Source organism: Sulfurimonas sediminis, assembly GCF_014905115.1.
Taxonomy (GTDB): Bacteria; Campylobacterota; Campylobacteria; order Campylobacterales; family Sulfurimonadaceae; genus Sulfurimonas; species Sulfurimonas sediminis.
This window is the reverse complement of record NZ_CP041235.1, coordinates 124,557-141,050: the sequence shown is the minus strand read 5'-3', so window position 1 is coordinate 141,050 and position 16,494 is coordinate 124,557. Positions and strand designations below refer to the sequence as shown.

General features: G+C 36.0%; 21 protein-coding genes and 4 pseudogenes. 8 read left to right on the top strand and 17 right to left on the bottom strand.

The genetic code is table 11. The features are described 5' to 3' along the window. Positions 1 to 15 precede the first annotated feature (15 nt). From FJR45_RS00760 to FJR45_RS00735, 6 genes are read right to left on the bottom strand one after another with little or no spacing between them, the layout of a single operon-like run. Entirely contained in the window at positions 16 to 1,053 is a 1,038-nt protein-coding gene (locus FJR45_RS00760; protein WP_226966443.1) for a cobalt-precorrin 5A hydrolase, read from the bottom strand. After that, on the bottom strand, positions 1,050 to 1,799 hold the full coding sequence (locus FJR45_RS00755) for a cobalt-precorrin-4/precorrin-4 C(11)-methyltransferase (protein WP_193150920.1): 750 nt from the start codon (positions 1,797 to 1,799) through the stop codon (positions 1,050 to 1,052). The genes FJR45_RS00760 and FJR45_RS00755 overlap by 4 nt, the downstream gene beginning before the upstream one ends. Next, positions 1,792 to 2,961: a precorrin-6Y C5,15-methyltransferase (decarboxylating) subunit CbiT gene (cbiT, locus tag FJR45_RS00750; RefSeq protein WP_193150919.1), complete on the bottom strand. Its 1,170-nt coding sequence runs from the start codon at positions 2,959 to 2,961 to the stop codon at positions 1,792 to 1,794. The genes FJR45_RS00755 and cbiT overlap by 8 nt, the downstream gene beginning before the upstream one ends. Continuing rightward, positions 2,955 to 4,046 carry a cobalt-precorrin-5B (C(1))-methyltransferase CbiD gene (cbiD, locus tag FJR45_RS00745; protein ID WP_193150918.1) on the bottom strand — a complete coding sequence of 364 codons (1,092 nt, stop codon included), beginning with the start codon at positions 4,044 to 4,046 and terminating at the stop codon, positions 2,955 to 2,957. The genes cbiT and cbiD overlap by 7 nt, the downstream gene beginning before the upstream one ends. A gap of 6 nt (positions 4,047 to 4,052) precedes the next feature. Continuing rightward, entirely contained in the window at positions 4,053 to 4,562 is a 510-nt protein-coding gene (locus FJR45_RS00740; RefSeq protein ID WP_193150917.1) for a (2Fe-2S) ferredoxin domain-containing protein, read from the bottom strand. After that, complete coding sequence (locus tag FJR45_RS00735; RefSeq protein ID WP_193150916.1) at positions 4,552 to 5,265, bottom strand: precorrin-8X methylmutase; 714 nt, start codon at positions 5,263 to 5,265, stop codon at positions 4,552 to 4,554. Before FJR45_RS00735 ends, FJR45_RS00740 begins: the two co-directional genes overlap by 11 nt. A 49-nt stretch (positions 5,266 to 5,314) precedes the next feature. Between FJR45_RS00735 and bluB the strand changes: the two are divergent. Further along, positions 5,315 to 5,936, top strand: a pseudogene (gene bluB / locus FJR45_RS00730) (5,6-dimethylbenzimidazole synthase). Here bluB and FJR45_RS00725 read toward each other — a convergent pair. Further along, complete coding sequence (locus FJR45_RS00725; RefSeq protein ID WP_193150915.1) at positions 5,927 to 7,195, bottom strand: cobyrinic acid a,c-diamide synthase CobB; 1,269 nt, start codon at positions 7,193 to 7,195, stop codon at positions 5,927 to 5,929. The pseudogene bluB and the gene FJR45_RS00725 sit on opposite strands and share 10 nt — an antisense overlap. Before the next feature lie 241 nt (positions 7,196 to 7,436). On the opposite strand from FJR45_RS00725, the gene FJR45_RS00720 reads away from it, so the two are divergent. Beyond that, a complete protein-coding gene (locus FJR45_RS00720; protein WP_193150914.1) occupies positions 7,437 to 8,273 on the top strand; it encodes a sirohydrochlorin cobaltochelatase in 837 nt (278 codons plus the stop codon). Between the two features lie 14 nt (positions 8,274 to 8,287). Here the strand turns inward: FJR45_RS00720 and FJR45_RS00715 are convergent, their stop codons facing one another. Next, the gene (locus FJR45_RS00715; protein ID WP_193150913.1) at positions 8,288 to 8,965 is read right to left on the bottom strand and encodes an energy-coupling factor ABC transporter permease; all 678 of its coding nucleotides are present in this window, start codon (positions 8,963 to 8,965) and stop codon (positions 8,288 to 8,290) included. Positions 8,966 to 9,030: 65 nt separating this feature from the next. Here FJR45_RS00715 and FJR45_RS00710 point away from each other — a divergent pair, with 65 nt between their 5' ends. After that, positions 9,031 to 9,456: a hypothetical protein gene (locus FJR45_RS00710; protein WP_193150912.1), complete on the top strand. Its 426-nt coding sequence runs from the start codon at positions 9,031 to 9,033 to the stop codon at positions 9,454 to 9,456. Next, complete coding sequence (locus FJR45_RS00705) at positions 9,457 to 10,257, top strand: phosphotransferase (RefSeq protein ID WP_193150911.1); 801 nt, start codon at positions 9,457 to 9,459, stop codon at positions 10,255 to 10,257. A gap of 41 nt (positions 10,258 to 10,298) precedes the next feature. Here the strand turns inward: FJR45_RS00705 and FJR45_RS12620 are convergent. The 4 genes and pseudogenes from FJR45_RS12620 to FJR45_RS00685 form a co-directional block, all read right to left on the bottom strand. Continuing rightward, positions 10,299 to 10,412, bottom strand: a pseudogene (locus FJR45_RS12620) (excalibur calcium-binding domain-containing protein); the annotation flags it as partial. A gap of 349 nt (positions 10,413 to 10,761) precedes the next feature. Then, on the bottom strand, positions 10,762 to 11,004 hold the full coding sequence (locus tag FJR45_RS00695; RefSeq protein ID WP_193150909.1) for a DUF2442 domain-containing protein: 243 nt from the start codon (positions 11,002 to 11,004) through the stop codon (positions 10,762 to 10,764). A gap of 45 nt (positions 11,005 to 11,049) precedes the next feature. Beyond that, the gene (gene brnA / locus FJR45_RS00690) at positions 11,050 to 11,313 is read right to left on the bottom strand and encodes a type II toxin-antitoxin system BrnA family antitoxin (protein WP_226966442.1); all 264 of its coding nucleotides are present in this window, start codon (positions 11,311 to 11,313) and stop codon (positions 11,050 to 11,052) included. Then, a complete protein-coding gene (locus tag FJR45_RS00685) occupies positions 11,285 to 11,566 on the bottom strand; it encodes a BrnT family toxin (RefSeq protein ID WP_193150908.1) in 282 nt (93 codons plus the stop codon). The genes brnA and FJR45_RS00685 overlap by 29 nt, the downstream gene beginning before the upstream one ends. A 259-nt stretch (positions 11,567 to 11,825) precedes the next feature. Between FJR45_RS00685 and FJR45_RS00680 the strand changes: the two are divergent. After that, positions 11,826 to 13,197: pseudogene (locus FJR45_RS00680) on the top strand (transposase). Between the two features lie 174 nt (positions 13,198 to 13,371). On the opposite strand, the gene FJR45_RS00675 reads toward FJR45_RS00680, so the two are convergent. From FJR45_RS00675 to FJR45_RS00665, 3 genes are all read right to left on the bottom strand, one after another. Beyond that, positions 13,372 to 13,623 (bottom strand): type II toxin-antitoxin system RelE family toxin, encoded by a 252-nt coding sequence (locus tag FJR45_RS00675; RefSeq protein WP_193150907.1) that lies wholly within the window; start codon positions 13,621 to 13,623, stop codon positions 13,372 to 13,374. Next, on the bottom strand, positions 13,616 to 13,846 hold the full coding sequence (locus tag FJR45_RS00670; RefSeq protein WP_193150906.1) for a ribbon-helix-helix protein, CopG family: 231 nt from the start codon (positions 13,844 to 13,846) through the stop codon (positions 13,616 to 13,618). The genes FJR45_RS00675 and FJR45_RS00670 overlap by 8 nt, the downstream gene beginning before the upstream one ends. Before the next feature lie 124 nt (positions 13,847 to 13,970). After that, positions 13,971 to 14,495: a hypothetical protein gene (locus tag FJR45_RS00665; RefSeq protein WP_193150905.1), complete on the bottom strand. Its 525-nt coding sequence runs from the start codon at positions 14,493 to 14,495 to the stop codon at positions 13,971 to 13,973. Positions 14,496 to 14,583: 88 nt separating this feature from the next. Between FJR45_RS00665 and FJR45_RS00660 the strand changes: the two genes are divergently transcribed. The 3 genes and pseudogenes from FJR45_RS00660 to FJR45_RS12645 form a co-directional block, all read left to right on the top strand. Continuing rightward, positions 14,584 to 14,916 (top strand): transposase, encoded by a 333-nt coding sequence (locus FJR45_RS00660; protein WP_193150904.1) that lies wholly within the window; start codon positions 14,584 to 14,586, stop codon positions 14,914 to 14,916. Continuing rightward, positions 14,913 to 15,623 carry an IS3 family transposase gene (locus FJR45_RS00655; protein ID WP_264299327.1) on the top strand — a complete coding sequence of 237 codons (711 nt, stop codon included), beginning with the start codon at positions 14,913 to 14,915 and terminating at the stop codon, positions 15,621 to 15,623. The genes FJR45_RS00660 and FJR45_RS00655 overlap by 4 nt, the downstream gene beginning before the upstream one ends. 29 nt (positions 15,624 to 15,652) lie before the next feature. Then, positions 15,653 to 15,832: pseudogene (locus tag FJR45_RS12645) on the top strand (IS3 family transposase); the annotation flags it as partial. A gap of 147 nt (positions 15,833 to 15,979) precedes the next feature. Here the strand turns inward: FJR45_RS12645 and FJR45_RS00645 are convergent. Continuing rightward, positions 15,980 to 16,231, bottom strand: coding sequence for a type II toxin-antitoxin system RelE family toxin (locus tag FJR45_RS00645; RefSeq protein WP_193150903.1), 252 nt, complete (start codon positions 16,229 to 16,231; stop codon positions 15,980 to 15,982). Then, positions 16,231 to 16,458, bottom strand: coding sequence for a YlcI/YnfO family protein (locus FJR45_RS00640; RefSeq protein WP_193150902.1), 228 nt, complete (start codon positions 16,456 to 16,458; stop codon positions 16,231 to 16,233). The genes FJR45_RS00645 and FJR45_RS00640 overlap by 1 nt, the downstream gene beginning before the upstream one ends. Positions 16,459 to 16,494 lie beyond the last annotated feature (36 nt).

Here is a 16,494-nt window from a genome sequence, read left to right as displayed (position 1 = left end):
AATTTTCTCCTCTTTTTAAAATGAAGCGGCAACTGTAACCGCACCGTAAATTCTTTTACTTAAAAAAAGTGTTTTCTGCTCACTCGCCAACAAAGAAGCCGGTTCTGCTACGCCTTTGATGTTGAAAAACTTTGTTGCCTGCGAGGGGCTAAACTCTTGACTCAGAGCATTGATAGCATCCTCACTGAAAAATTCCAGCTCTTTGTTTTGCAGTGCAGCATACTCCAATAAACCTGCTTCATCTGCTTTTGCACTAAAACTGGCAAATTTTACAATTTGCTCTTTTTCTACTCCATGTTCAAAGCAAAATCGCGTTACCGCTTTGGCTATCTCATCGGCACTTGTGCCTCTGTTCATGCCCAAACCTACAACAACTTTTTGAGGATGAATCTGCAAAGCAGTGTTTTGTAATTTTTGCGGAGTGATGTAAACTGTTGGTACACTCTCGTCCAAATTCTCTAAATCATCAGGCATGAAAAAAAGAAAATTTTCCTCTTTGTAACCCTCAAATGCTTTGACTGCTTCTATCATACAAGGGTAAGTGACAACCTGCACCTGCTTTTTGTTGATAATTGCATTAGAAACCTCAGCCAAAGACTTCAAATTGCTGATGCTAAACCCATATTTTTTTGCAAACATATCAAAGGCAAGAACCTTTATCTGATCACTTGCCGTAGTTACAAAGTTCACGCACCCTTCTATCTTCTCACATAGCTCATTAGCAAGTTCATTTGCTCCGCCTAAATGCCCTGAAAGCAGAGGAATAACTCTTTGTAAATTAAGTGTCATTATGAGTACAGCAGGGTCAGTTGCTTTGTCTTTTAAGTGTGGGGCGATTTTTCGGATGACCGCTCCCGTTGCCATTAAAAAGATGATGGCATCAAACTCCGCCCAAGCTGTAGGCATAATATCATCGACTTTATTAAATTTATGAAAGTTTCCTCCCTCTTCGGCTTTGTTAAAAACATGACACTCATGTTCACTCAAATAAGGTAAAAGTTTTTTTGCCGCTTCTAATGAAGGGTTATTAATGGTTGCTATTGCTATTTTCATAATGATTTTGATCTCCTTTGACTCTCTTGTTTATATTTTTTTGCATACAAATGGGACTCTTGGCTTGGCTTTTGATGTAAAAATTCCCCAAACATAATGAGTGCGACACCTTTTACATGTAAGACCTGCTCTTGTATGGTCGCAATGTTCCCTCTATAAATTTTCTCATCTGCCCAAGTGGCTTTTTCGACAACCCAACACGGTGTCTCCTTTGCATATCCAAGCTTTAGTGCCGTCTCTTTGAGCTTTTGTATCAAAGTGATAGAGAGATAAAAAGCAAAAGAAGAGTGTTTGTTTAAGAGAAGCTGTTCTAAACTCTCCGGATTTGGTGTACGCCCCTCAACCCTAGAAATGATTAGCGTTTGAGATACTCCGGGAATAGTATATTCAATACCTGCTGATGCCGCTGCACCAAAGGCTGCTGTTACTCCAGGAATAACCTCAAAGTCTAACTTCTCATTTTTTAAAAACTCTATCTGTTTGGCAATGGTTGAGTAGATAGAGCTATCTCCTGTATGAAGTCGAACAAAATTTTTATCGGCATATTTTTTGATAAAACTAAAAATATCTTCATAACTCATATCTGCCGAGTTTTCTATAATCGTGCCTTCTTGGCACCAGTCAAGGAGTTCACGCGGTACTAAAGAACCGGTATAAAGCACTACTTCAGCCTCTTGCAAAGCTTTCATACCTTTTACTGTTATAAGTTCGGCATCTCCCGGACCTGCTCCTACAAATTTAATCATTTTTTGCCTTTTTTATAATAATCTGGTGCATAACACGCTCAGGTTCCGGCATTAAAAGTTTCATCTTATATGTTGTCAAAGAGATGGATTTTACATCAAAAGCAATCTCTCCCTCTTTTAAAACTGTTATAGCCTGTGTTAGGTTTGTGAGTGTTACAAAGTTAGCTACCATTATGCCACCCTCTGCTAAACGCTCATAGAGATAATCAAGCTCGGCTATTACCTTCTCTCCACCGCCACCAACAAAAATTCTCTCTGGGGTACTTGGTTCTTTTTTATAATCTTCACTCGCTTCACCCTCGTAAAGTTTTGTATCAAGTATTTTATGCTTTTTTAATGAATTTTTTATCATCGCCGAGCGTTTTGGATTTTTTTCAAAAAGGATAGTTTTTACCTTGTAGCGTTTGTAGCCGTCTATACTCACAGAACCAGAACCTGCACCAATATCCCACAAAAGCATATTTGGCTGGAGTTCAAGGTTTTGTAAAGAGATGTGCCGCTTATAGCTTTTGGTAATCATCCCGTTTTCATGCTCTATGCTTTCTTCACTTGAGATGTTTTCTAAAGGTTTGTAGTTTCGCTTTATCAGTAAAGAGTATGGCATTTTTGGTGGACTTTGTATCATTTTTTTGAGAGTTGTTGTGCTAAAACGCTCATCATCATAGCCAAATCGCTCTCCCAAAGTAATACTCATATCTTCTTCATCCAAAAACTGTGTAGCATCTGCTAATATACGAGGTGTAGCATCATCACAAACAACAAAGGTATACTCTTTTGTCAAAAAGTTTTCCAAATCTACAAAGCTTTTTCCGTGTAAAGTCGTTATACCCGTTTTAACAAGGCTTACACCCTCATGGGCTAACATATAATTTAAACTTGATGTGTTATCTATAATTTTAAAGGCGATATTTTGTTTTTTAAGTGCATTTATAATTAAAATAGCTCCTGAGAAAAAGGTAGGTGAGCCACTAACCACATAAAGAATCTCTTTATCAAGATTTTGCAAAATTGCCTCTTTTACAACTTTAAAACTCCCCTTTGTAACATTTTGTAGTGATGTTTCGTAGTTTTGATCGCAAAATATCATCTTAAATTTTGAAAAATCAACATCAACATTGTCAAAGTTATACGCACCCATTCCTGAACCTGCTATTGTTACCATTGTATTTTTTCCTTTATCTCATTTGGCAGGGTAATTGTTTCTACTTCATTTACATGTAAGCCAAGTTCGCAAAACCACTCTTTGAGTTTTGTAGCAGATTTATACCCTAAAAGTTTTACAAACGGCTCTTTATATCCATCTGGCAATGTTTGTAAAACTCCTTTTAAGGTTACAAACTCTTCATCTCCCAAGTCAAAACCAAGCTCTAATTTGAGCCACAACTTCACTTCATCAAAATCAATGCTGCCATATTTATTATGTGTGTTTTTAAATCCCTGTGCCACTTTACACATCTTTGCAACACTCGTGATAAACACCACTTTTTTTACGCACTGTTGTTGGAGTTGTTTTGCAGCATCATAAACAAAATTACCTATCTCTATAATAGAACTCTCATTATAATGTTTTTTTGCATAATCGTGTGCCGTGTTACCAAGTGTAAAAATAATCTTCTCTTTTGACTCTGCTACCGCAACTGCTATCTCCGCGGCTACAGAGTCAATGTATGCAGAAGCAGAAACCGGTTTGACAATGCCTCTTGTGCCCAAAATCGAGATGCCGCCAATCACACCGACTTTTGCATTTGCCGTCTCTTTGGCTATCTTCTCGCCATCTTTAACGCTAAAAAGCGCATGAAAAACTTCGACGGATTCTCCCACAATATTTTGAGCATTTTGCATCATCATAGATAAAGGTGTTGGATTAATAGCAGGATGTGTAGGAGTGATTTTGAGCCCTTTTTTTGTCACAACACCTATGCCCTCTCCTGCATAGATGTAAACTTTTGTTCTGTTTATTTGAAGAAGTGTCGGTTCCTGCGCTTTTAGCTCGGTAGGACAATCTTTTAACACTTTACATGTAATCTCACAACCTTTAGTCACATCTATATCATCATTATCACCCTTAATCGTGTTAAAATGCAAAGGTCCTTCTCTTTTTACTTCTATAAGAGCTTCTTGTTTTTGTGGCAAGACTACCTGTAACTTTTCCAATATAACAGCCTCAAAATATTCATACAAAGCGGCTAAAAAAACAGCTGTAGCATGTGTGCCTGTTGTGTATCCTGTTTTTAGCTTCTTGCTCATTTTGATTTAATTATATACTTTCATAGGGATAAAATACTCTGCATCCAACGCTTCTAAAAGAGGTTTATCTTCACTTAAAAGCCTAAAAAGTTCTCTCCACTGCTCATCTGAAAAATTATGCGTATGGCGAAGCCAGAGAGCATTGTTTTTAGGATTGCCATTTGCCTGCGTGTTTTCAGTCACCTGACAAACTTGACGAAATCTACATGCCCCATAACAGCCTGTTCGACTTATCTTTATACGGTTTTGTCCTTTATTGAGTCCCATCTCTTTGAGTATCTCACGCAGGTGTGATGCTCTGTCATCTTTACCCGCTTTGCCACATCGCTCATCATCACACAAAAGAAGCAGCGTTTTATAGTGCATTATCGGGCGATTTGGATCATAATCTTTGGGTTTACATGTATAACCCTCGACCACTTCACTCCCCATTTCGTTGAAACGCACTTCTCCTTTTTTCACAGGATTAGACCCGTATGTAGAGCTTGCATGTGAATTTGTCAAACTACTTGCCATTATATTTTCCTTGTCCGGTGTCAAAATCTTTTATGAGTTTATAGGCTGCGTGTAAAGAGGCAACAACCATTGTCGAAGCTCCGTATCTACCCTGTAAAATTATACCCTCTGCGTTGAAATGTTCCAAAAATTTTCTGCCGTACTCTTTTGACTCGACAACATTCACAAACCCGACAGGAAAGAGTAGTAAGATAACATTGTCCAAATTTACCTTCTCCTTTATGAGTGTGTTTATAGCCGCATAGATAAAAGTAGGAGCATTGCCACATGCCAGCACCATCGGTTGCTCTTTAAACTTTTGTATCGCCAACTCTACTGCTGCATATGAGCGAGTTGTACCATTTTTTTCTGCCAATTCAAAAACTTCAGGCTCATTAACATAACAAATCACTTCATTTTCATATTTATCCAGATAAAACTGACTAAGCCCCGAACGAATCATGTTGGTATCGACAATGAGTTTGGCTCTGTTTTGCAGTAGGTCTTTGAGTTTGAGCATTGCATTTTTACTAAAGTAGATATTGTCTATCACTTCATTAAAGCAGGTTGTTGTGTGAATAAGTCTATCAATAAGTGCCTTTTCATTTACATCAAAAGTGTGGTATTTTGGATAATTTACTATCTCAGCTTCTATCATCTCAAAAGATTTTTCACTAATATCGGCACCGATATTGATTGGTGGTTCTTCTAATTTAAAATCCATTATGGCTCTTCTTTTTTTTTAAAAAGATTATAACACAGTATAATTGCGTATGAACTTTACAAAAGATGATGCACACAAACTTTTAAACATTATAAAAGCTCGGCGAGATGTTCGGGGTAACAGGTTTATTTCCAAACCAATAGAAGAAGAAAAATTACAGATGATTCTTGAAGCTGGTATTAGCGCTCCTTCTGTAGGTTATTCACAACCTTGGAAATTTATTATCATCAAAGATACAGATAAAAAACTCCATCATAGAAAACTTTGAAACACAAAATGCCAAAGCAAAAGAGATTTTTAAAGACAAAAACCTCTATAAAAACTTAAAATTAGAAGGCATACAAGAAGCTCCCATCAACATTGCCGTGCTGTATGAACCAAAAAAAGAAGCTGTTTTAGGGATGACAAGCATGCAAAAAATGGGTGAGTACAGTGTGGTATGTGCGGTGCAAAACATGTGGCTTCTGGCAAGGGCGTTAAACATAGGGATTGGTTGGGTAAGCATACTTGATGAAAAAAAAGTTCTCGAAGCTTTACATGTAAACAAGAACTCCCATCTCATCGCTTATCTTTGCGTGGGCTATGTTGATGAGTTTTATAAAGAGAGTGAACTCAAAACACTTGGCTGGGAGAGAGAAAAGCTTTTAGAAGAATCTGTACTTTACATGTAAGGCGGAAAATTCACTCGCCACATCGTATGCAGATAGGTCGCAAAAATATTATCTTGTCTGTAGCCGCCCTCTTTTGCGCTTTTTTTTGAAATCTTATAGAGTTTTATATCGGTTTTTGGTGCTTGAGTGATTTTTGTATAATGAAAAGCGTGCCCTTTTACAGGTTCATCACCCAACTCACATTTATAGTAACCCAAACGCTCTCGTTTGTTTGTTAGCGTGAATGTTATGGGCAAAATTTCGCTCATTTTTTTTTCATCACAGACTTTGCCAAGATAGATGAGTCCTGCGCACTCTGCATAGATTTTTTTTGTTTTGGCATGTTCTTGCAAAGAATTTTTAAATGCTAAAGAGTTTTTTATATTCTTATAATGTGCATCTGTCTCTACATAGCCACCTGGCAATATGACGACATCTGCATCACTGGGGATTTTTTCATCCTTTGTGCTGCTGATTAGTTCTACTTCTTTGTATATCTCTTGTAAAAATTTTATATTGTCATGATAAATAAAAGAGAAATTTTCATCTTTTACAAGCACACATTTTTCATCTTTTTGCACAATTTTTTTAAAAGGATAATCACTCACGTCCTCTAAAACAGTTTGCATAACAGACTCTAACTTCTCAATTTCAATATGTTCTAACACCTCTTTTGAAACCTCTTCTATGGCAGAAGAATCCAACTCTTTTAAATCAAGACCCAAATGTGTAGCTTCTAAAGTTTCTAACCCTTTTTGTATCCAGCCACACACAACAATGCCCGCACATTCCGCTTCTATATGCTTTTTAACAAGTTCATAGTGCATGACAGATGAGATATTGTTCAATATAATAGCTTTAATGGTATTGTCATTGCGAAAAGAGAGCATCCCCTGAAGCACTGCGGCAACTGTTATATAACTGCCACCACCATCAAGTAGCAATAAAGTGTTTACATGTAAAGACTTCGCTACATCATACGCACTAGCCCCTTTGTCCATACCGTCATAGTAACCCATAACACCCTCAATAACAGCAACTTCCTTGTCAAAATAGCGACTAAAAATCCATTGTAACTGCTCTTGATTCATCATATATCCATCAAGATTTACAGAAGGGGTCTTGGCTATGCGTTCATGAAACTGTGGGTCTATAAAATCTGGCCCACATTTAAAAGGGCAAACACTTTTTTTGTAATGGTGCAAAAGTGCCATAGTAAGCACTGTTTTTCCTTGATTGGATGCGATTGCAGAGATTAATAATGCTTTTTTGTTTTTCATTTTTTCATTTTTTTTGGTATAATATCAGAACAATTAGGAGTGGCAAAGAAGCTAATGCTTCTTCACCGTAAAGCTCACTTTAAAACTGCCAAGCTTAAAGTGAATCTTTAATAAAAACCTTTTCATAGGTTCTCCTAAAGTTCTGATTGTCCTGCCTTAAGAAAGGCAGGAACACTTAATTTTACAAAATTCCCTCTTATATTATCCCAAAAAAAGTTATAATTTTGCAAAAAGAAGTTTTATGAAACGATACAGACATTATAGCAAAGGCACGGCAATTATTCTCTCTTGTTTTGGTTCGGTAATAGAGCAAGAGAAATATTTAGCATTTGAGAAGTTTATTCAAGATTCATTTCAAGAGATTCCTGTTTTTACGGCATTTTCTTCAAAAATGGTCATTAAAGAGTTGGCAAAAAAAGGGGAAGTTTATAAAAATCTTCCTCAGGTGATGGCAGATGTCGATATGCAAGGCTACAAACGCTACATAGTCGTGAGTGTCAATATCTTTCCGACAGATGAACATGAAGTGCTTATGAGAATGGTCAAAGGGTTTCGCGAATTTTCTTTGGCAAACATCCGCTACACCAACCCGCTCTTACAAAAAACAAAAGAGACCTCGCTCTACCTCAAATCCCTTGATGAGCAGATACGCAAGGAAAATGAAGATGTCATCAATCTCTACATTATTCATGGCGTTCCTGTTTTAAACATTGGTGGACTGGAAGCTGTGAGCTATGCAGCAGATTTTTTAAAAATGATAAATGAAAACAATCTTGCCTGTTCACTTGAAGGAGAATTTCCGTTCTACGCTGTAAAAGACGCTATAAAAAGAGAAATACTTAAACGCAGTAAACCAGATAAAAGAGCAAAAGTACAGATTGTTCCTATGCTTTTAGTAAGTGGCAATCATTATGACAAAGATATGAAAGAGATATGTGAAGAAGTTAGCGAGTATGCAGATGCGACTATTGTTCCTTCAATTACACAAGATGAAAAATTTAATCTTATAGAACAAGAAGAAGTTCGAGAAATTTTTAGAAAAAATATTGAGATAGAGATCAAAAAATTAGGATTATAAAATCCTAATTTCTTTTATGCTCTACAAAGTTTTTTGTCAAATAAAAATGCACACTCATTTGTTTTATTGTAAGCTTTTACTGCTGTTAAAACTGCAATATCCACTAAAGGCTCTATGATAATCACAGACATATACGCCGCACCGAAAGTAGCAATATTTTGGAGATTTTCAACAGCAAAACCTTGACCGTAGAGTGCCCAAAAAGCAACCCACGAAACTATAGCACCTTCCCAGACAACAGAAAGTTTTAACAGTTGCGTGTACGTAATGTCTTTATAAGCTACACCTTGTGGTATCACTTTTTTAGCTGCAAAATTCAGAGCAAACATACTTGCAAGAAGTGTTGTTACGTTGATGCCATACTGAGGCAAATCAAATTGAGCAAAGAAAAGCCCTTGAATTAAAAGTCCTAAAGCCAAACCGATAGCTGCCGGAGCAAGTCCAAATACTAGAAAAATCGTTGTTCCTAAAATCAAGTGTACTTCACTCACTCCTATCGGATAATGCGGTAAAACTTCAAAACAACAAAATACTATTATTGTTGCTATTATACTTTTAAAAACCAAAGAAAGAAGACCATTTTCTTTGATATTGTCATATGCTGCTTTTGCCGTAGCACCCAATACTGCCGTGGCAGTTCCATAGCTAAGTATCATCTTAGCGCCATCTACTACACCTGCTTCTATGTGCATATATTTCATTCCTTATAAAAAAGTTTTGATTATTATACTATAATTTCACAAAATAGGAGTTTCAAGTGGGTTACAGTCAATGGGTACAAAATCATGCCATAAAACACAAAAATATCATCACAAAGCTTGTGGCACGAGGTATGGACAAAAAAGAGATTATAGATTATTTTGATTTTGAAAACATGAAAGAGAAAGAGAAAGACTTTTGTCCGCTCTATGCTAAAAATCAAAAATGCCATGATATGGAGAGCCTCAACTGCTACCTCTGTTCCTGTCCAAATTTTCGTTTTAATGACGAAGGCATCAAAAAAGTGGAGGACAAAACACAATGCAGTACATGTAACATTGATTCAAAAGACGGAAGACAAGGCGTGTACGGTGATAAAATTCATCAAGACTGTTCCGGATGCAGCGTTCCACATCACAGAGCCTATGTCGAGAAACATTTTGACTTGGACTGGGCAAAAATTATGAAAGTCTGTCAGATCTAAATGGGTGTCAAAACAGAGCTTACTCTTGAGGAACTATGCCAACTTTTTCCAAAGTATGATTTTAAACAAATCATCCCCACAACAAACGGCATCATGGACACAACCTACATTGTAAAAAACAGTTCTGATGCCTATATTTTAAAAAAATATGAAAGAAAAATGGGAAAGAAGGTTCAAACAGAGCAGGCACTTTTAGAGCATCTGCTTCCATGTAAGCTCAATACGCCACAGTTTTTAGAGCAAAACAAAGGCTGGTACCTCTACACAAAACTCCAAGGGAGCATGCCAAAAACTACAAAACTTTTTCATATTCACTCCCTTGCAAGATTTTTGGCAGTGTTTCACAATAAAAGTAGAAACTTTAAAGATACTTCACCGTTCCTACAACAGTATGACATCAACGCTATGCTTGCATTTGTCAAGAAAAATCATTTTTATTTTTATAAAAAGCTCTCTTCTTTGCAAAAATTTCGTCTCAAACAAGAGGGCTTCATACACGGAGATATTTTCAAAGACAACACCCTTTTTCATAAAAACAATATCGCCGTATTTGACTTTATAGACGGTGGACTGGGAGAGTTTGCATTTGACGCCGCCGTTGCGCTGCTCTCTTTTAATCCAAAAAACAGACAACTTTTTACAAGAGTGTTTTTAGCAACATACAACCAAAAGAAAAAGAGAAAAATCACCCCTGCAGCGCTGCAAAAACAGCGTAACATAGCAGCAGCCTTTTATGCCCTACTGCGAATAAACCATGACAAAAAAACAAAACGAGCCAAAGAAATGTATAATACCTTCTAAAATCTAAGGCAACAAGTCAATCGGCATCATGGAACTTTATATTACAAGCATTTGCACCATTGTCTCTCGCATGGAACACCATCATGATCCCCGTCCATTTTAGTATTTGGACAATTATTTATAAAATAAGTCGCTTCTTCGCATGAGGTCATTTGCGAACAATATTCTCTTCCATCACATTGGTAGTTCTCATATTCCTGAGTATCTCTTTATTCTTCATATTGATAATCACTAGAAAACAGTGAATTAACTAAAATGAGCATTATTATGATTTTTTTCAATTTGATTCCTATATTTTGTTATGCTTTGCTAATGATGATTTTCAAGAGCTTCTTCTGACCACTCTAGCTTGAAAGCCATTTTGCCATTCTTTGTTTTGCATCTTGATGAGATGAAGTTTCACCATTTTCTGCACGGCTTATTCCATTTTTGATTTTAGGAAATTTTTTCTTTAAACAACGCGAACTACTCTAATAACTAAAAATTAATTTTTGTACTTTAATTTCAAGCAACATCTTTGAATGAAAGCTCAAGCATACTTTCTATACTTAAATGATAATCAATTGACTCCCATTCAATACCTGTATTCATATAAATTAATTTATAATTTTTCAATTCTGTTATTGAAGCTTTTTTTAATGGTTCATACCATTCCATTGGAGTTGATATTATTCTATTGTCCTCAAGTTTTACATGTAAATATTCATCGTCAAAATGAACTTCTTTACCTTTAATTAAACCATTCATTCCAAATCCTCATCTTCTTTTTAATTATTATATCTAAAATTTAATTTATTGTATTTTTGGAAAGTTTCCAATCTCTTCTTTAAGTCTTTCAGCTATCCAAACTTTAATGATAGACTGTCTTGTAACACCGATTTTCTTTGCTTCTTTGTCTAAGGATTCTATAACCCATTGTGGAAAATCAACATTTACTTTTTTAGTATCTGTTTTGAGAGCATTTGGTCTTGTCGCTTTTGAAAAATCAAGATACTCACTTATATCTTCACCATTGTCAAATTTTTCATCAAACTCTTTGGCTGTTATTTTTTTCATAATTTTTCTCCTCATTTTTTCTACATCTACGGACACTTATAATTCTGTTTATATCATCTCTAATAGTAAATATAACAACAAAGCATTCAGTGAGTATTTTTGAGATGAGAGCATAGCGAATTTCATTATCAACAATATTTGCAGGAATTACAAGTGCATCTTCGTCCTGCCAAAGTTTTTGTGCTTCGACAAAATCTATTCCATGCTTTTGTTTATTGATTTGACTTTTATTTTCATCATACTCAAATTTCACATAAATCCTTTTATCTTCAAGTATAAAAATTATACTTGAATTATACTATTTTTGTCAAGTTTGAAAAGTTGTTGTGGTGGAAGTTAATGGGGGCGGGTGTTCAACCCGCGCCCCCGTTATCCGGTCACGCAGTGAGCGGATAACGGTCGAAGATAGCAAATAAATTTCCGCTAGGAGCCTGTCGGATTAACCCACTCAAAACCAATAATCAGGTATAATAAATATAAATAAGAGAATATTCTAATAAGGCTTTGACGATATGAAACCCTTCATAGCAGCTAACCGAAATCAGCCATTCCTGATGCCTCCGAGTATAGAAGAGTGGCTTCCAAAGAGGCATTTGGCACGCTTCATTGTAGAGATAGTCGAAACACTTGATCTCAATGATATCTACAAACACTACAAAGAAGGTGGCAAAGATGCCTATGATCCCAAAGCAATGCTTTCGCTTCTCTTTTACGGATATGTGCGGTGAGCGAAGCGAGGAAATACTCTTGGGGTGCAACAGGAGTCTTTTCAAGCAGAAAGATAGAACAGGCTACCTACGATTCTGTACCATTTAGATATATTGCTGTCAATACTCATCCCGATCACGATACCATTGCCAACTTCCGCAAACGTTTTCTTTCCCAGATATCCGATCTCTTTGTGCAGATACTTGAGGTAGCACAGGAGTCGGGCGTACTTAAAGTAGGCAAAGTAAGTCTTGACGGTACCAAAGTCAAAGCCAACGCTTCCAAGCATAAGGCACTGAGCTACGGACATATAAAAAAACTGCAATCCCAACTCGAAGCAGAAGTGCAGGCCTTGCTTGAAAAAGCACAAGAGGCAGACAACAGTAAAAGCGATGAAGGACTGAATATCCCTGAGGAGCTGGAACGAAGAGAAGAGCGTCTTGAAATCATTAAGGAAGCCAAAGCAAAAATAGAGCAACGCGCCAAAGAGCGCTATGCAAAAGAGAAAGCACTCTATGATGAGAAGATGAAGAGAAGCTCACAGACAAGAAGACAAAAGGCAAAGTGCCAAAAGAGCCTGTCGAAGAAGTATTGGATAAAGACCAGGTCAACCTGACCGATGAAGAGTCTCGTATTATGAAAACATCAGGCGGAGGGTTTGAGCAGTGCTACAATGCCCAAGCCTCAGCAGAGCATGATTCCCGTCTGATACTCCATACCCATGTTACACAAAACACCAATGACAAACAGGAGGTTAAGCCTACACTGCAATGGTATGAGGTACATCCAAAACTCAAACCTTCCGCTGCATTCAATGCGGATGCAGGCTATTTCAGCGAAGAGAATATCAAGCTATGTGTAAAAAGCAAAATGACACCCTATATCTCATTTGGAAAAGAGCAACACAATCAGCCACTTGAAGAGAGATTCAAAGAGGCAGACCCTTTGCCTGATAATCCTACTGAAGTAGAAAAAATGAAACACCGTCTTCAGACCAAAGAGGGTAAAGCTATTTATGCCCAACGCAAATGTGTCATAGAACCCATCTTCGGTATCATCAAACAGGTAATTGGATTTAGGCAATTTATGCTCAGAGGGCTTCAAAAGGCACAAGGTGAGTGGCGTTTGGTATGCATGGCATACAATCTGAAGAGATTGCATACGATAATGGGATAACAGGAGACAGGGATGGCATATATCGAGCAATATATGAAGGATTTTAGAGAATATTTTCTGCATTATCGCTCTAAAAATGGTTTTTTAAAAATATGAGAGATTATAGGGAGTATTTTTGGATGGGTATCCGACAGACTCCTAGGTAATTTATTTGCTACTCTGTTTTATTATAAGTCAGTAAACTTCTTTTCTATGGGCAACTCTAACTACTGTAATAACTAAAAATTCGTTTTCCTTAAGGTAAATAATTCTGTAATTACCAGCTCTTTTCCTGAATTTTCCTTTATGTTTACCTTGAAGATGTTTATCGTTAGAAAAATTTCCATTTTGTAAGTCTATAATTTTTATAGCAATTAGTTTTTGTACTTTAGTGTCAAGTTTTAAAAACTCTTTTTCTGCATCTTTTTCAAATGCAACTTTATACATTAATCCCTGCTTTTTTAAACACTTCTTCCAATGGAACAACAGTTGATTTTCCAGATTTTAGGTTGTCTATTCTTTTGTCAGCAATCATTTCATCAAGTTTATCAAAATAGAGCTCAATAGCTTTTTCAACAAGGCTTGTTCTTGTTTTATCTAACTCTTGTGCATATTCATCAAGTGTCTTAACTATATCTTTTTCAAGTCTAATATTTATTGCTTGTTTCATTTTAGATCCTTTTTTTTGTATCTACAATTGTAGTGCATTAAGGTATCTTTGTCAAGTGCTTATAACGTTTGAGGAGAGCAATATTTTACCCGTCTTAGGGTAAAATATTGGCTCCTGCGTTTTGTTAGCCTCGGTTTTGACCTTCTCTATTTAAGAGTGCTTTTGGAAAAACAGAACTAGCTACACCTATCATTAGATATTCTAAAAATGTTAATCTAGTTTTTCCAAAATCATTCCAAATACCTATGTCGTCTTTTCCCCAAGCTTTTGTCCAAAAGTATACTTCTTGTTTTAGTTTAGGTGAATTAGTTGGAAACTTTTGAAACAAAGAAGTAGCCCAATCTGTATACTTTTTATTTATTTTATTTTCTTGATGGTCAGTTAGAACAACAGCACTTAAATCACCTATATGGTAAGAATATCCATCTCCCCACCTTGCAAATTTTGAAAAGTCAGTATGTAGATTTTTAATATTTACAGATAAGTTTCTATCACCTTTCCCAATGGTTTCAGTTTTTCCGATATACAAAGGGATAACTTTGTCATTTTCTTTTGTAAACATCAAGTAAATTAGGCCATCTAAATTATCTTTTCTATTCTTCCAATCAGATATAAGTTTATCTGTTTCATTTTGAATTAACTTTTCCATTTGTGTACTTCGACATAGAATAGAGCGTTGATGTGGCTACACTTATTCATACTCAGAACATTTAGCGATTCTGAGATAAAATATCAGTATGAGTAAGGATAAAAAGAAGATGAAAAACAGTAAATACACAAGAGAATTTCGAGATTCAAGCGTACAGTTGGTCATGAATTCAAACGAATCAACAGCAAAGATTGCAAAAGATTTAGATGTCAATGAAAAGACGCTTTATAATTGGGTACGAGAGTATAAAAAAGCTAATAATATTCCCATAGCAGCACGAGGTGGCTTTGCAAATAGCAGTACTGTTAAAGAAACCGCCGAAGAAGAGAATAAACGCCTGCGTGCAGAGAACAAACTTCTTAAGCAAGAGCGCGATATATTAAAAAAGGCAACAGCGTATTTCGCCAAAGAAACTCTGTGAAGTACGCATGGATACAAAAACATTCAAATGAGTTTCAAATAACAATCATGTGCAAAGTATTAAAGGTTAATAAGGCAAGTTATTACCACTGGATAAAACAAGGTTGCCAACTTCAACAAGTAGATGAAAAACTTAATGAACTTATTGAGATTATCTTCATGCAGGGTAGAGAAAATTACGGCACACGGCGTATCAAGGATAAGTTAGTACAAAGATATGGCTTTATCGTTTCTCGTCGCCGTATAGGGCGTATAATGCGTGAGTTGGGACTTGTTGCAAAGACGAAAAAACGATATAGAATCAATACAACAAACTCCAATCACAACTTGCCTGTTGCACCAAATCTCTTAAACAGAGATTTCTATGCTTCGTATCCAGATGAGAAATATGTTGGAGAGGTTCTGCCCTTTGGGTATATAACCTATATTCCAACAAATGAAGGATGGTTGTATTTAGCAACTGTCATAGATTTATACTCCCGTCGTATCGTTGGCTGGTCGATGGATGATACAATGAAAGTGTCACTTGTTAATGATGCTTTAAATATGGCACTTATTGCCAGAAAGCCTCAAAAAGGTTTAATCTGGCACACTGATCGAGGCAGTCAATATGCCTCATATGCTCATAAGGATTTACTGCAACAATATGGAATCATTCAAAGTATGTCACGCAAGGGAAACTGTTGGGATAACGCCGTTGCTGACTAGGTGCCCCTTGAGGGTAAAGCTTTTTTCATACTCTCAAAACTGAACTCATTTATCATGAGATTTTTGAGACGAAAGCACAAGCCAATCAGGCTATATTTGAGTATATCGAAGTTTATTATAACCGACAAAGAATGCATTCTTCAAATGGTAATTTATCACCTGTAGAGTTTGAAGAAAAAATGATGTTACAAGTTGAAACAGCAGCTTAGAATCTTTATGGATAAGTATGAAATAGGGTTGACACATCATCTTTTTGAACTCTTTAAAGTTCTACAATGGTATCTAAATCTCTAAAGTTTTTAAAACTAAAAAATCGGCTGTGGTAACATATTTTTTTGCTATGTTTTGTTAGACTTTTAGTAAACTTCTTTTCTATGAGCAATTCTAATGAGAGTGATAACTAAAATGTCATTTTCTTTTAAATATACAATCCTATAGTTTCCAGCTTTTTTTCTAAACTTGCCTTTATGTTTACCTTTTAAAGCCTTGTCTGTTGCGAAGTTTCCCAGCTCTAAATCTTTGATTTTCTCAAAAATAAGTTTTTGATTTTGTGTATCAATTTTTTCTAATTCTTTAAAAGTAGCTTTGGGAACAATAATTTTAAACATTAGTTGAGTCCAAGTCTTTGTGCAACCTCTTCAAGAGAATAAACTTCAGTTTTTCCAGCTTTAAGTTCATCTATCCTTTTGTCTGAAATCATCTCATCAAGTGTATCAAAATATGTACTTACTGCTTTCTCAATAATGTAAGTACGTGAACGCTCAAGTTCTTTAGCATAAGAGTCCAAATCTGTTAATAAAGTTTCATCCATTCTAATATTTATAGCTTTCTTCATAATGTATCCTTTTGTATCTACATTATACTACAAAAC

Bases quoted from the DNA above. Each gene is read 5' to 3' on its own strand.
- FJR45_RS00660 (WP_193150904.1), top strand. From the start codon at position 14,584: ATGAGTAAGGATAAAAAGAAGATGAAAAACAGTAAATACACAAGAGAA.
- FJR45_RS00665 (WP_193150905.1), bottom strand. From the start codon at position 14,495: ATGGAAAAGTTAATTCAAAATGAAACAGATAAACTTATATCTGATTGG.
- FJR45_RS00740 (WP_193150917.1), bottom strand. From the start codon at position 4,562: ATGGCAAGTAGTTTGACAAATTCACATGCAAGCTCTACATACGGGTCT.
- FJR45_RS00725 (WP_193150915.1), bottom strand. From the start codon at position 7,195: ATGAAAAACAAAAAAGCATTATTAATCTCTGCAATCGCATCCAATCAA.
- cbiD (WP_193150918.1), bottom strand. From the start codon at position 4,046: ATGAGCAAGAAGCTAAAAACAGGATACACAACAGGCACACATGCTACA.
- FJR45_RS00645 (WP_193150903.1), bottom strand. From the start codon at position 16,231: ATGTTTAAAATTATTGTTCCCAAAGCTACTTTTAAAGAATTAGAAAAA.
- FJR45_RS00675 (WP_193150907.1), bottom strand. From the start codon at position 13,623: ATGTATAAAGTTGCATTTGAAAAAGATGCAGAAAAAGAGTTTTTAAAA.
- FJR45_RS00755 (WP_193150920.1), bottom strand. From the start codon at position 1,799: ATGATTAAATTTGTAGGAGCAGGTCCGGGAGATGCCGAACTTATAACA.
- FJR45_RS00760 (WP_226966443.1), bottom strand. From the start codon at position 1,053: ATGAAAATAGCAATAGCAACCATTAATAACCCTTCATTAGAAGCGGCA.
- FJR45_RS00705 (WP_193150911.1), top strand. From the start codon at position 9,457: ATGGGTGTCAAAACAGAGCTTACTCTTGAGGAACTATGCCAACTTTTT.
- FJR45_RS00695 (WP_193150909.1), bottom strand. From the start codon at position 11,004: ATGAATGGTTTAATTAAAGGTAAAGAAGTTCATTTTGACGATGAATAT.
- FJR45_RS00715 (WP_193150913.1), bottom strand. From the start codon at position 8,965: ATGCACATAGAAGCAGGTGTAGTAGATGGCGCTAAGATGATACTTAGC.
- brnA (WP_226966442.1), bottom strand. From the start codon at position 11,313: ATGAAAAAAATAACAGCCAAAGAGTTTGATGAAAAATTTGACAATGGT.
- FJR45_RS00640 (WP_193150902.1), bottom strand. From the start codon at position 16,458: ATGAAGAAAGCTATAAATATTAGAATGGATGAAACTTTATTAACAGAT.
- cbiT (WP_193150919.1), bottom strand. From the start codon at position 2,961: ATGGTAACAATAGCAGGTTCAGGAATGGGTGCGTATAACTTTGACAAT.
- FJR45_RS00720 (WP_193150914.1), top strand. From the start codon at position 7,437: ATGAAACGATACAGACATTATAGCAAAGGCACGGCAATTATTCTCTCT.
- FJR45_RS00735 (WP_193150916.1), bottom strand. From the start codon at position 5,265: ATGGATTTTAAATTAGAAGAACCACCAATCAATATCGGTGCCGATATT.
- FJR45_RS00670 (WP_193150906.1), bottom strand. From the start codon at position 13,846: ATGAAACAAGCAATAAATATTAGACTTGAAAAAGATATAGTTAAGACA.